The organism is Streptomyces sp. 15-116A, from assembly GCF_025290915.1.
Classification (GTDB): Bacteria; Actinomycetota; Actinomycetes; order Streptomycetales; family Streptomycetaceae; genus Streptomyces.
Map to the genome: position 1 here is coordinate 1 of NZ_JAOCQE010000025.1, position 13692 is coordinate 13692.

Below are 13692 nucleotides of genomic sequence, written 5' to 3' on the forward strand. Positions count from 1 at the left end.
TGTACGGCAAGCACACCGGCAACACCCCCGACGGCCGCCGTGCGGGTGCCCCGTTCGCGCCCGGAGCCAACCCGATGAACGGCCGCGACCGGCACGGCGTGGCCGCCTCGGCCCTCTCGGTGGCCAAACTCCCCTACGAGCAGGCCCGGGACGGCATCTCGCTGACCACCACGATCACGCCCGAGGGACTGGGGCACGACCCGGCCGAGCGGTCGGGCCATCTGGTCGGCATCCTCGACGCGTACATGGCGTCCGGCGGCTTCCACATGAACGTCAACGTCCTGGACCGGGCGACGCTCCAGGACGCCATGGAGCACCCGGAGAAGTACCCGGAGCTGACGGTCCGCGTCTCCGGATACGCCGTCAACTTCGTCCGCCTGACCCGCGAGCAGCAGCTCGACGTGATCAGCCGCACCTTCCACGGAGCACTGTGAACACCACCATCGCGCCGGTCACGGGCCGCATCCACTCCTGGGACCTGTCCACGGGAGTGGACGGTCCCGGGACCCGGTTCGTGCTCTTCCTCAGCGGCTGCCCCCTGCGCTGCCTGTACTGCGCCAACCCCGACACCTGGCACATGCGCGACGGCAAGGAGGCCACCGTCGACGAGGTGACGGCCGAGATCGAGAAGTACCGGGCCTTCATCTCCACCGCCGGCGGGGGCGTGACGCTCACCGGCGGCGAGGCGCTGCTGCAGCCCGCGTTCACAGCCGGGATCTTCCGCCGCTGCAAGGAACTCGGACTGCACACCGCCCTGGACACCTCCGGCTTCCTCGGCGCCCGGGCGACCGACGAACTGCTCGCAGACACCGACCTGGTCCTGCTGGACATCAAGTCCTTCGACGTCCGGACCTACCGGAAGCTGACCGGCGGCGACCTCGCCCCGACCCTCAGCTTCGCCACCCGCCTGGACCGGCTCGGGGTCCCGGTGTGGATCCGCTATGTCCTCGTGCCCGGCTGGACCGACGACCCGGCAGCTGTGGACGGGCTCGGCGCGTTCCTGGCCGGGCTGGGCAATGTCGACCGGGTGGACGTCCTGCCGTTCCACAAGCTCGGCGCCCACAAGTACGACGCCTTGGAGATCCCCTTCCCCCTGCGCGACACACCCACGCCAAAGCCGGAGCTGACGGAGAGGGTGCGCGAGCAGTTCCGGGAGCACGGCCTGCGGGCGCTGTGAACAATGGTCCCGGGGACGAGGCATCCGTATCGAGGAGCGGACGGCGGACGGGAGGTTCGTGCTGCCGGCGGACCTTCCGGCCTCGACCCGGACGAGGAGAACAGCGTCCTGACGATCATGGTTCCGGTGCAGGAGACGAGACTGGACCTGGTCCAGGCGGTGCCGCCCCGGTTGAGAGCGGCGTAGGGGAAGAGCAGCACGCGGCCCCGGAACGGGCGATCGATGCGGCCCACGGCCGCACCCGCTCGTGTCTGGAGGTCTGTCCTGAGGCGGGCGGCGGTGGCAGCCTGGAGGTGTAAGGGTCCGGAGACGTACTCGCCCAGGGGCTCGGGGGTGCTCCAGAGGGGAGGACTCGGTGTCGACGCACACGCTCACCCGGGAGACGGTGACCGCTCTGGTCCACAACGCGACGACCGCACCGTCCGTGCACAACGCGCAGCCGTGGCGGTTCCGCTGCTTCCTCGGCACCAGCACCCTCCATCTGCGCTCGGATCCCCAGCGCGCCGTACCGCACACCGACCCTCATGGCCGTGCCCTCCACCTCGGCTGTGGCGCCGCGCTGATGAACCTGCGGGTCGCGGCCGCGCATGAGGGGTGGCATTTGGAGGCCCGGCTGCTGCCGGACCCCTGGGACTCCGAGCTGCTGGCCGCGGTGCGGCTGACAGCCTTCGGGAGCGGCAAGGAAGCCCTCGGCGCGCTGTACCCGGCCGTTCGCCGTCGGCACACGAGCCGGTATCCGTTCGAGGAGACGGAGATCCCCGAGGCCGTCCGATCTGAGCTGGCGGAAGCTGCTCGTGACGAAGGCGCCGCGCTGATCTTCCCCACCGGATGGCATCTGCAAGAAGTGGTGGAGCGGACGCAGGAGGCCGAATCCCGCAACGTCACCGATCGTGGCATCAGTGAAGATCTGAAGCAGTGGACCCACGGTGGTGTCCCCTTCGATCACACGGCCGCCGCAGGGGTGCCGGAGTACGCCTTCGGTCCGCGCAGACTCGGCGGAAGGGCGCCGATGCGTGACTTCGCCGGCGGGCGGGCGGTGTCAGGCCGTGCCGCTACCGCATTCGAGCACCATCCTCACTTGGCCCTCCTGAGCACGGCACTTGACCGTCCGGAGGACTGGTTGCGCGCCGGCCAGGCGATGGAGCGGGTCCTTCTGCTGGCCACCCTGAAGGGCCTGTCCAGCTCCTTCGCCGCCCAGGCCCTGGAATGGCCCGACCTGCGCCGGCCACTGCGCGACCCGGCGACGGGCAGCGGGCACGTGCAGATGATCCTGCGGCTCGGCTACGGCCCGCCCGGCCCCGCGACACCTCGTCGCCCTATGGGCGATGTGCTCGACATCGAGCCCTGACCAGTCACGCCGCTGCCCTCGGCCCCCTTCGGGCCCTGGGCACTACTCGCCGGATACGCCATCCGAGGCGTAGTAAGCCGCGCGCATGATCTCCTCCATGTCGTCGAGCATGGGCATTCGCGGATTGGCGGGCGCGCACTGGTCCTGATAGGCGTTCAGGGCCTGCTGGGGGAGCGCGTCGAGGAAGCTGCGCTCGTTCACGCCGAGCGCCTGGAAGGACGGCTCGATACCGACCGCGCCGCGCAGACGCTCGACGGCGTCGGCGAGGGACTCCACGCCCTCGGCCGGGGTGGTGGCGGGCAGGCCGAGGGTGCGGGCGATGTCCTGGAAGCGGTCGGGGGCGCGGTAGTTCTCGTACTTGGGCCAGCCGGTCAGCTTGGTCGGGACCGTGCCGTTGTAGCGGATGACGTGGGGGAGCAGGACGGCGTTGGTGCGGCCGTGGGCGATGTGGAAGGTGGCGCCGAGGGTGTGGGACATGGCGTGGACGATGCCGAGGAAGGCGTTGCCGAAGGCCATGCCCGCGATGGTGCCGGCGTTGTGCATCTTCTCCTGCGCGTCCGGGCGGGCCGCACGGTCGTTCACGGCCGCTTCGATGTTGTCGAAGATCAGGCGGATCGCGTGCAGGGCGAGTCCGTCGGTGAAGTCGTTGGCGTAGACGGAGACGTACGCCTCGATGGCGTGAGTGAGGGCGTCGAAGCCGCTGTCGGCGGCCAGCACCGGGGGCAGTTCGGTGGCGAGCAGCGGGTCGACGATGGCCACGCTGGGGGTGAGGGCATAGTCGGCCAGCGGGTACTTCTTGCCCGTGGCGGGGTCGGAGATGACGGCGAAGGGGGTGACCTCGGCGCCGGTGCCGGAGGTGGTGGGCACGCACACCAGGCGGGCGATCTTGCCGAGGACAGGGAAGCGGAAGGCACGCTTGCGGATGTCGGAGAACTTGTGCCGCATGTCGGCGAAGTCGATGTCCTTGCCCTCGGCCTGCTGCTCGTACAGCAACCACATCACCTTGGCCGCGTCCATGGGGGAGCCGCCGCCGAGCGCGATGATGGTGTCGGGGCGGAAGTCGCCCATGAGGCGGGCGCCGCGGCGGACGGAGTCGATGCTCGGCTCGGGCTCGACGTTGTCGATGATCTGGACGGTCACCGGCTCGCGGCGGCGCTGCAGGACGTGGGTGACGCGGTCGACGAAGCCGAGACGGGTCATGGTCGCGTCGGTGACGATCGTGACGCGGTGGATGTCCGGCATGGCCTGCAGGTAGCGGATGGCCTGCGGCTCGAAGTAGATCTTCGGCGGGACCTTGAACCACTGGAGGTTGTTGCGGCGGGTGCTCACCCGCTTGACGTTCAGCAGCTGGGGAGCGGAGACGTTGTTGGACACCGAGGTGCTGCCCCAGGAGCCGCAGCCCAGGGTCAGGGAGGGCAGCAGGTTGTTGTAGATGCCGCCGATGGCGCCTTGCGAGGAGGGCGAGTTGACGATGACCCGTACGGTCTTCATGCGCTTCCCGTACGCCTCGGCCAGTTCGCGGTCCTCGGTGTGGATGACGGAGCTGTGGCCCTGTCCGTGGAAGGCGACCATGTCGGCGGCGAGATCGAAGCCCTGCTGCTCGGAGCAGGCGCGCAGCACGGCAAGGACCGGGCAGAGCTTCTCGCGGGTCAGCGGCTCGTCCGGGCCGACCCGCTCGGCCTCGACCAGGATGACCGAGGTGTCCGCGGGCACGGTGAAACCGGCCTGTTCGGCGATCCACTGAGGGCTCTGGCCGACCGCCGCCGCGTTCACCTTGGGCTCGCAGCCCCTGTTCGAGGCGTCGGCGGGGAAGAGGAACCGCTCCAGCTTCGCCTTCTCCTCGGCGGTCGCCAGGTGGGCGTGCAGCGTGCGGAACTCGGCGAGGGCGGCGTCGTAGATCTCCTCGTCCAGGATGATGGCCTGCTCGGAGGCGCAGATCATGCCGTTGTCGAACGACTTGGACAGCACCAGGTCGTTGACGGCCCGGCGCAGCTTCGCGCTCCGGTGCAAGTACGCCGGGACGTTGCCGGCGCCCACGCCCAGGGCGGGCTTTCCGGCCGAGTAGGCGGCCTTGACCATGGCGTTGCCGCCGGTGGCGAGGATGAGGGAGACACCCGGGTGGTGCATGAGTGTCCTGGTCGCCTCGACGGACGGGGTCTCGATGAACTGGACGCAGTGCTCCGGCGCGCCGGCGGCCAGGGCGGCGTCGCGCACGATCCGGGCCGCTTCGGCGCTGCAGTGCTGGGCGGAGGGGTGGAAGGCGAAGACGACCGGGTTGCGGGTCTTCAGCGCCATCAGTGCCTTGAAGATCGTGGTGGAGGTCGGGTTGGTGACGGGCGTGATCGCGCACACCACGCCGACCGGTTCCGCGATCTCGACGATGTCCTCGATGTCGTCGCGGGCGATGACGCCGACAGTCTTCATGTGGCCCATGCTGTGCGTGACGTGCTCGCACGCGAACATGTTCTTGGCGGCCTTGTCCTCGAAGACCCCGCGTCCGGTCTCCTCCACCGCGAGCCGTGCGAGCGTGGTGTGACGGTCCAGGGCGGCGACCGATGCCTTGTTGACGATGTGGTCGACCTGCTCCTGGTCGAGCCCTTCATAGTCGGCCAGAGCCTTGAGCCCGTTCGTGACCAGCCGGTCGACGGCGACGGCGATGTCCGACGGCGCCTCGGCGGGGGCAGCGGTCGCGGTTCGGTCGGCGTGGCGGGTCATGTGTGTGCCTCCGTGGTCGAGAGGTGAGGCCGCACGGTCTGCGGCCCGTACAGGAACGGGTACTCCGGGGAAGCGGTCTGGCTCCACCAGCAGCGTCTCTCCGGCGCCGCTTCGCTGTGCAGGTCCTGCGGGTCCTGGGCGGGCGTCTGACCGGCCCTGATGACCCGGGCCGGGTGGCCCCACCGTGCCGTGCTCGCGTGGTGGGCGGAGCGGCGCGGAGCTTGCGGGAAAGAGCGTTTCCGCCGTCGGCGGACCCCGCTGCCTGTAGCCGGATACGGCGTGGTGCGGACGGGGCCACATCCCGGTCCGGGCCCAGCGGGCATCGTCGGCTGAGAAGGGCTTCCTGGGCTGGAACGGTTGGACAGGAGCTTCGGCCATCCACATCGCCCCGTTGACGGACCAGGCGGTTCAGCAGCAGGTCGGCCGCGGTGAGGGCTGCTCGCTCGCACCGCGGCCGTGGACGAGTGGCCGGCTTACTCGTGTGGGTGCCGGGCGCCCCGTCACCTGCTGTCGCTGTCCTCCGTCTCCGAGAGGGCAGCACGCCCGGCCTCCAGACGCGCGACCGGGACGCGGAACGGTGAGCAGGAGACGTAGTCGAGCCCCGCAGTGTGGAAGAAGTGCACTGACTCCGGATCTCCGCCGTGCTCGCCGCAGACGCCGATTTTCAGGTCGGGCCGTGCGGCGCGGCCCTCGGCGACGGCGATGTCGACCAGGCGCCCCACACCGTCGCGGTCGATCGTCTCGAACGGGGAGACCTTGAAGATGCCCTTGTCGAGGTAGGCGGAGAAGAACGCCGCCTCCACGTCATCGCGGGAGAAGCCCCACGTGGTCTGGGTCAGGTCGTTGGTGCCGAAGGAGAAGAACTGCGCCTCCTCGGCGATACGTCCCGCGGTGAGGGCCGCCCGGGGCAGCTCGATCATGGTGCCGACCGGGCACTCGACGGTCACCCCGGTGGCTTTGCTCACCTCGGCCAGGACCTGCTCCACCTCCTCGCGGACGAGCCGCAGCTCCTCGACCGTGTCGACCAGGGGCACCATGATCTCCGCCCGCGGATCTCCACCCGCCCGCTTACGCTCCACGGCCGCCTCGGCGATCGCCCGCACCTGCATGGCGACCAGACCCGGCGCCACCAGACCCAGGCGGACGCCGCGCAGGCCGAGCATCGGGTTGTCCTCGTGCATGCGGTTGACGGCGTCGAGCAGTTCGGCGTCGTGCGGGTCGGTCCGGTCGCCGTGGGCTTCGGCCGCGGCGATGCGTACGGCGAGTTCGGTGCGGTCGGGCAGGAACTCGTGCAGGGGCGGGTCGAGGAGGCGGATGGTGACCGGCAGGCCGTCCATCGCCTCCAGAATGCCGACGAAGTCGTGCCGTTGCAGTGGCAGCAACGCGTCGAGGGCCCGCTCGCGTTCCATGTCGGTGCGAGCCAGGATCATCGCCTCGACCAGTTGCCGGCGATCGCCGAGGAACATGTGCTCGGTGCGGCACAGGCCGATGCCCTCGGCTCCGAACCGGCGGGCGCGCGCGGCGTCCTCGGGTGTGTCCGCGTTGGCCCGGACCCCCAACCGCCGCACGCCGTCGGCATGGTGCATGGATCGGGCCACGGCGCCGCACACTCCGGCCGTGACGTCACCGGTCTCGAAGTACCGCATCACCGCGGAGTCCACCAGCGGGGCCGCGCCCGGGTAGACGGCGCCGTCGGAGCCGTCGACGGAGATGACCGTGCCCTCCTCGATGATGGTGCTGCCCACGCTGAAGCGGCGCTGCTGCGGGTCGACGGAGATCTCTTCGGCACCGCAGACGCACACCTTGCCCATGCCGCGGGCGACCACCGCCGCGTGACTGGTCTTGCCGCCGCGGCTGGTCAGCACGGCCTGGGCGGCGACCATGCCGGGCAGGTCGTCGGGGGTGGTCTCCTGCCGTACGAGGACGACCTTCTCCCCGGCGGCGGCCCGCCGGACCGCCTCGGCGGAGTCGAAGACCGCGGCGCCCACGGCGGCGCCCGGCGAGGCCGGGATACCGTGGGCCAGCGCCTCACCGACGGCGGAGGTGTCGAAGCGGGGGAACATCAGCCGGGCCAGGCCGTCGCCGCTGACCCGCGCCAGCCCCTCGTCGGGGGTGATGAGTCCCTCGTCCGTCAGCTCGGCGGCGATGGCGAACGCGGCTTCGGCGGTGCGCTTGCCGACCCGGGTCTGCAGCATCCACAGCCGGCCGCGCTCGATGGTGAACTCGATGTCGCACAGGTCGCGGTAGTGGGTCTCCAACAGCCCCATGTGGTCACGTAGTTGGACGTATGCCACGGAGTTCAGGTGCTCGAGGTCGGCCAACGGCACGGTGTTGCGGATGCCGGCGACGACGTCCTCGCCCTGGGCGTTGACCAGATAGTCGCCGTACAGACCGCGGCGGCCGGTGGCCGGGTCGCGGGTGAAGGCGACGCCGCTTCCGGAGTCGGGCCCGAGGTTACCGAAGACCATGGTCTGCACGTTGACCGCGGTGCCCAGGTCATCGGGGATGTGCTCGCGGCGCCGGTAGAGGCGGGCCCGCTCGCCGTTCCAGGACTCGAAGACGGCCAGGACCGCCCGCCGCAGTTGCTCGGCCGGGGACTGCGGGAAGTACTCGCCGGTCTCCTGGCGGATCAGCTCCTTGTACGCCTCGACCAGCTCGGCCAGATCGACCGCGTCCAGGTTCAGGTCGTCCACCGCGGCGCGGGCTTCCTTCAGGCGTGCCATGACGTTCTCGAACAGGGCGCTGTCGACGCCCATGACGGTGCTGCCGAACATCTGGACGAGGCGGCGGTAGGAGTCCCAGGCGAAGCGTTCGTTGCCGGAGGACTTCGCCAGGCCGAGGACGGATTCGTCGTTGAGGCCGATGTCGAGGATCGTCTCCATCATGCCGGGCATGGAGAAGCGGGCCCCGGAGCGGACGGAGAGCAGCAGCGGGTCGTCCGGCTGCCCCAGCAACCGCCCCGCGGCCTGCTCCAGAACGGTCAGGTGGTGGGAGATCTCGCGGGCCAGGCCCTGCGGTTCGGAGCCGGTGGCGAGGAAGGCGCGGCAGGCTTCGGTGGTGACGGTGAAGCCGTGCGGCACCGGCAGACCCATCCGGGTCATCTCGGCCAGGTTGGCGCCCTTGCCGCCGAGCAGGTCGGCCATGTCACGGCCGCCCTCGGTGAACGCGTACACGTAACGGACCATGACAGTGCTGTTCCTTCCTGCTGAGCAGGGGCAGGTATGCGCCTAGCCGCCGACCGAACTGCACCCGAGAGGTGCACGAGGCGCGGCGGCCATGCGGGAGGGTCACATCTCGAAGACGATGCGCGCCTTGATCTGGCCGTTCAGGACTTCTTCGATGGACTCGTTGACGGTCTCCAGCGGCCGGGTCTCGTAGATGACCTTGGTGCGTCCGGCGGCGTGCAGCTGGAAGACCTCGTCCAGGTCCTGGCGGGTGCCGACGATGGAGCCGATGACGGAGGTGCCGTTCAGGACGGTGTCGAAGATCGGTACCCGGATGGTGCCGCCGGCGGGCAGGGCGACCATGACCAGCTTGCCGCCGCGCCGCAGCCCGCCGTACACGGAGGCGAACGCCTGCTCGTTGACGGCCAGCGCGATCGCCGCGTGCGCGCCCCCGTGCCGCCTGAGCACCTCGGCCGGGTCCTCCTTGCGGGCGTCGATCAGGATGTCGGCGCCGAGCTCCCGGGCCAGTTCGAGCTTGTCGTCGGTGACGTCGATCGCGGCGACCGTGGCCCCGGCGATCTTCGCGTACTGCACGGCCAGGTGGCCGAGGCCGCCGACGCCGGAGATCGCCACGAGCTGGGTGGGCCGTACGTCGGCGACCTTCAGCGCCTTGTACGTGGTCACGCCGGCGCAGGTCAGCGGGGCCGCGTCGCGCGGGTCGACGCCCTCGGGGACCACAGTGGCGAAGTCGGCCGGGGCGAGCATCTTCTCGGCGTACCCGCCGTCCACGCTGTAGCCGGTGTTCTGCTGCTGCTCGCACAGGGTCTCCCAGCCGGACAGGCAGTGCTCGCACCGCCCGCAGGCCCAGCCCAGCCAGGGCACGGCCACTCGCTGGCCGACCGCCAGGTGGGTCACGCCGTCGCCGAGCGCCTCGACGACGCCGACGCCTTCGTGGCCGGGAACGAACGGCGGGGACGGCTTGACGGGCCAGTCACCGTGCGCGGCGTGGATGTCGGTGTGGCACAGCCCGGACGCCTCGACCCGGATGCGGGCCTGGCCCGGACCGGGCTCCGGATCCGGACGCTCCTCGATCACCAGCGGTTCGCCGAAGGACCGGACGACTGCTGCCTTCATGGACTCCTCCTCAGACTCTGTCGGCGCGATGCGGTTCCAGAGTCGGCCGCCGCCCGGTACTGCGGCAGGTGCTGGACGTCCTCGCGAGTGGGGCCGGTCGGCCCTGAGCCGCGCGGCAACGGACCCCTCGGTCCGGCGGAATGCGCTGCCGTGGGATGAGCCACGGCGTTCGGTGGGCGGCATGATGCAGTGCCGCCGGCCGCGCCCTCGTGTAGATCCGGCCCGCCGGGCGACACCCAGGCCGCCGGGCTGATCCGCTGCGAGTCCAGCCGTGCGGTGCCGTGATACGCGGGACGGCCACGGCGTAGCCGGCCACCCGGCCCCATCGGGAGCGGCGGGCACACGCCGCCGGAGGCGTGACCGAGCCCGACCGTCCGGACGACCGAGATGTGGAGATCCGATGGGGTACCCCGCGGGAGGACAGGGAGGTGCCAGTAGGGCCGACCGGCCCTGGCCCTTTGGCCCGGGATCGCGCAAGATCTGCGGTAGGCAAGGACCGGTCGCACTCATGGGCGAAGTCCGGTACGGGACTTAAGACGGCGCAGAACGCAGAACAAGGAGTATCTGATGGCGGACGGCGAGCAGCCCGGCCCCGACAACCCGATCCGGGTCTTCCTGCTGGACGACCACGAGGTGGTACGGCGCGGGGTGCACGATCTGCTGGACGACGAGCCGGACATCACCGTGGTCGGCGAGGCCGCCAATGCCGATCAGGCCCTGACCCGTGTGCCCGCGCTGCGCCCCCAGGTCGCGGTGCTGGATGTGCGCCTGCCGGACGGCGACGGGGTGAGCGTGTGCCGGGAGCTGCGCTCTCGGATGCCGGAACTGGCCTGCCTGATGCTGACTTCGTTCGACGACGAGGAGGCCCTGCTGGACTCGATCATGGCCGGGGCGTCCGGGTACGTACTGAAGCAGATCCAGGGCTCGGACCTGGTATCGGCCGTGCGCACGGTGGCCAAGGGCCAGTCCCTGCTCGACCCCAGCGCCACCGCCAAGCTGATGGCCCGGTTGCGTCAGGGCCAGGAGCCGGAGCCCGAGCCGGACGCCCTGCCGGGCCTGACCGACCGGGAGCGGGAGATCCTGGCCCTGATCGGTGAAGGACTGACCAACCGGCAGATCGGCCAGCGGCTCTACCTCGCCGAGAAGACGGTGAAGAACCACATCTCCCGGCTGCTGGCCAAACTCGGGGTGGAGCGCCGCATCCAGGCCGCCGTCATCGCCACCCAGGCCCAGGACCGGCTGAAGGAACAAGGCCACTGAGACCCGCGCGGCGAGCTGTGGGGCCGAACGTCCCCCGGCTCGCCCCCGTACGGCCCATGCCCGATCGCATCCCCGGCCAGCAGGCTGGCAGCGCAGACAGACGCGGATCGATCGGGAGGACGACGGACATGAGCGTGCGCGTGGGCATCAACGGCTTCGGCCGCATCGGACGCAACTACCTGCGCTGCGTGCTGCAGCGCGCGGAGACCGAGGCCGGTACGGCCGTCGAGGTCGTGGCGGTCAACGACCTCACCTCGCCGGCCGCGCTGGCCCATCTGCTGGCCTACGACTCGACGTACGGCCGCATCGGCCGCACCGTCGAGCACGACGACACCTCGATCACCGTGGACGGGCACCGCATCGCGGTGACCGCCGAACGTGACCCGGCCGCCTTGGACTGGGCCGGCCTCGGCGTCGACATCGTCATCGAGTCCACCGGCCGCTTCCGCACACGCGAGCAGGCCGGCCTGCACCTGAAGGGCGGTGCCCGCAAGGTGCTGCTGTCCGTGCCGGGCAAGGGCGTCGACGCCACCGTCGTGATGGGCATCAACGAGGACACCTACAACCCGGAGAGTGACCACGTCATCTCCAACGCCTCCTGCACCACCAACTGCGTGGCCCCGATGGTGAAGGTCCTCGATGACCGCTTCGGCCTCGTCAAGGGGCTGATGACCACCATCCACGGCTACACCAACGACCAGGTCGTCCTCGACGGCCCGCACAAGGACCTGCGGCGCGGCCGCAGCGCCGCCGTCAACATCATCCCCACCAGCACCGGCGCTGCCCGCGCCGTCGGCCTGGTCCTGCCGGAGCTGGCCGGCACCCTCGACGGCATCGCCGTACGCGTCCCGGTCGAGGACGGCTCGCTCACCGACCTGAGCGTGGTCCTCGACCGGCCGGCGACCGCCGAGGACGTCAACGCCGCGTTCCGGGAGGCCGCCGACGGGCCGCTGAAGGGCATCCTGCGCGTGTCCGACGCCCCGATCGTCTCCCGCGACGTCGTCGGCGACCCGGCATCCTGCGTCCTGGACGCCCCGCTGACCCAGGCGCACGGCGACCTGGTGAAGGTGTTCGGCTGGTACGACAACGAGTGGGGCTACACCAACCGGCTGGTCGACCTCACGGAGTACGTGGCCGACACGCTGCCTCGCAACTGACCGAGTGGTCCGGGGGCCGAGCGCTCTCACCTGGCGGGCCGGTATTGCACGACGCGCCAGGCCGCGCCGGCCTCCCCCGCATCCGTGGCATTTCGCCAGGTCTCGGCGTCGGCCCGGATCTCGTCGATCCGCAGGAGGTGCCGACTCTCTGGGGCCTGGCGGATGCTCCACGGGCTGCCGCCCGGCGCGGGCGCCGTTCCGCCGGGGACGGTGAGCCCCTCGCGGTGGCCGATCCCGGCACCCGAGCCTCATCCAATGATCGCTGCGGGACCACGGGGGTGAGAGGGACGAGCGGCCCCGGACCGGGGACGATGAGGGCCTGGCGCGTCGCGGTCGCGGTCTGTCGTGCTGCTGGGCGTGTCGTCGGCATCCACGTCCGCGCCGGCGTCCACGATTTCGGGAGACGCCCGGTGCCCCTCGGGCGGACACTGGAACTGGCTCGTCGGGCGCGGACTGATCGCGGTGGTGACCGTGGTGCCGGACCGTCCACCATGTGGCTCATCGGGGTACACGCCGAGGCAGACCCCGCGGTGTGTCCGCGACAGTGAGGAGGATTCCATGGCTTCGCGGCAGCTTGATGATGAGAAGACCGTGACGGGGCTGGTGGCCGATGCCGCTGCGGCACCGTCCATGCACAACGCGCAGCCATGGCGCTTCCGCTACCTGACCGGCGAGCGTGTCCTTCTGCTGCGCGCTGATCCCGAGCGGGCCATGCCCCGGTCCGACCCCGACAACCGCGCCCTGCACATCGGCTGCGGGGCGGCCGTGTTCAACCTGCGTGTCGCCGCCGCGCACGTGGATCTCGTCCCGGAGGTCCGGCTGCTGCCCGAGCCGCAGGACCCCCTGCTGCTCGCTGCCGTCCATCTGGCCGACGAGGCTGGGCGCCAGCGGGACGAGGACCTGGCGCGGCTGCACCCGGCGATCCGCGAGCGGCACACCAGCCGCCATCCCTTCGCCGAGAAGGAGGTCCCCGAGGACGTGCGGGCCACCCTTCAGGACGCGGCCGAACGGGAGGGGGCCGTGCTGCTCTTCCCGGGAGCCTGGCACGCCGAGACCGTGCTCGACCTGATCCACGACGCCGAGAGCCGGGACACCCTGGATGCGGAGGCGAGCGAGGACCTGGTCCGCTGGACCCGGCTCGGGCCGGAGGCGGACACGGCCGTCGACGGCGTCCCCGAATACGCGTTCGGCCCGCGCAAGCGCGACGGCAAGGCCCCGGTGCGCGACTTCGCCGGACGGCGGCCGGTCGCGGACCGCGGCACCACCACGTTCGAGCACACCCCGCACCTGGCCCTGCTGAGCACTCCCGGGGACGGACCGGCCGACTGGCTGCGCGCAGGCCAGGCCCTGGAGCGCGTCCTGCTGGAAGCGACCCTCGCCGACCTCGCCACCTCCCTGACGTCCCACGCCCTGGAGGACCGCGCGCTGCGGCTGCTGGCCCGCGACCCCGCGTCGGGCACGGGACAGGTGCAGATGGTGCTGCGCCTGGGGTACGGCCCGAAGGGTCCGGCCACGCCCCGCCGCCCGGTACGGGACGTGCTGGAGATCGTGTAAGCAGCCGTCCCCCGGGCTACCCGGCGGCGTGCTTACGCGGGCCGGTGGCCTCGGCGGGCGTTGAACTCTTCCCAGGCCCGGTCCCACTGCGCCCTGCGACGCGCATCCAGCCGTACCCGGACGGCCCACCAGACGCCTGCCACCAGGACGCACACGCCTGCCCCGGCGGCCGCTCCGAGGGCG

General features: G+C 71.0%; 9 protein-coding genes. 6 read left to right on the top strand and 3 right to left on the bottom strand.

Translation table 11 applies throughout. The annotated features are described in order from the left end of the window. The 3 genes from N4P33_RS07380 to N4P33_RS07390 form a co-directional block, all read left to right on the top strand. Positions 1–434, top strand: a 434-nt coding sequence (locus N4P33_RS07380; protein ID WP_313904465.1) for a glycine radical domain-containing protein, incomplete at its 5' end; no start/stop codon positions are given. Further along, complete coding sequence (gene pflA, locus N4P33_RS07385) at positions 431–1177, top strand: pyruvate formate-lyase-activating protein (RefSeq protein ID WP_260825493.1); 747 nt, start codon at positions 431–433, stop codon at positions 1175–1177. The genes N4P33_RS07380 and pflA, both read left to right, overlap by 4 nt. 355 nt (positions 1178–1532) lie before the next feature. After that, entirely contained in the window at positions 1533–2525 is a 993-nt protein-coding gene (locus N4P33_RS07390) for an Acg family FMN-binding oxidoreductase (RefSeq protein WP_260825495.1), read from the top strand. A 42-nt stretch (positions 2526–2567) separates the two neighbouring features. On the opposite strand, the gene adhE is transcribed toward N4P33_RS07390, so the two are convergent. The 3 genes from adhE to adhP form a co-directional block, all read right to left on the bottom strand. Next, positions 2568–5240 (bottom strand): bifunctional acetaldehyde-CoA/alcohol dehydrogenase, encoded by a 2673-nt coding sequence (gene adhE / locus N4P33_RS07395; RefSeq protein ID WP_260825496.1) that lies wholly within the window; start codon positions 5238–5240, stop codon positions 2568–2570. Positions 5241–5740: 500 nt separating this feature from the next. Next, a complete protein-coding gene (ppdK, locus tag N4P33_RS07400; RefSeq protein ID WP_260825497.1) occupies positions 5741–8425 on the bottom strand; it encodes a pyruvate, phosphate dikinase in 2685 nt (894 codons plus the stop codon). A 102-nt stretch (positions 8426–8527) separates the two neighbouring features. Continuing rightward, positions 8528–9538, bottom strand: coding sequence for an alcohol dehydrogenase AdhP (adhP, locus tag N4P33_RS07405; RefSeq protein WP_260825498.1), 1011 nt, complete (start codon positions 9536–9538; stop codon positions 8528–8530). Positions 9539–10105: 567 nt separating this feature from the next. Between adhP and N4P33_RS07410 the strand changes: the two genes are divergently transcribed. From N4P33_RS07410 to N4P33_RS07420, 3 genes are all read left to right on the top strand, one after another. After that, positions 10106–10798, top strand: a complete 693-nt coding sequence (locus N4P33_RS07410; protein ID WP_260825499.1) for a response regulator transcription factor — start codon at positions 10106–10108, stop codon at positions 10796–10798. A 128-nt stretch (positions 10799–10926) separates the two neighbouring features. Continuing rightward, positions 10927–11955 (top strand): type I glyceraldehyde-3-phosphate dehydrogenase, encoded by a 1029-nt coding sequence (gap, locus tag N4P33_RS07415; RefSeq protein ID WP_260825500.1) that lies wholly within the window; start codon positions 10927–10929, stop codon positions 11953–11955. A 558-nt stretch (positions 11956–12513) separates the two neighbouring features. Continuing rightward, positions 12514–13509: an Acg family FMN-binding oxidoreductase gene (locus N4P33_RS07420; RefSeq protein WP_260825501.1), complete on the top strand. Its 996-nt coding sequence runs from the start codon at positions 12514–12516 to the stop codon at positions 13507–13509. Positions 13510–13692 lie beyond the last annotated feature (183 nt).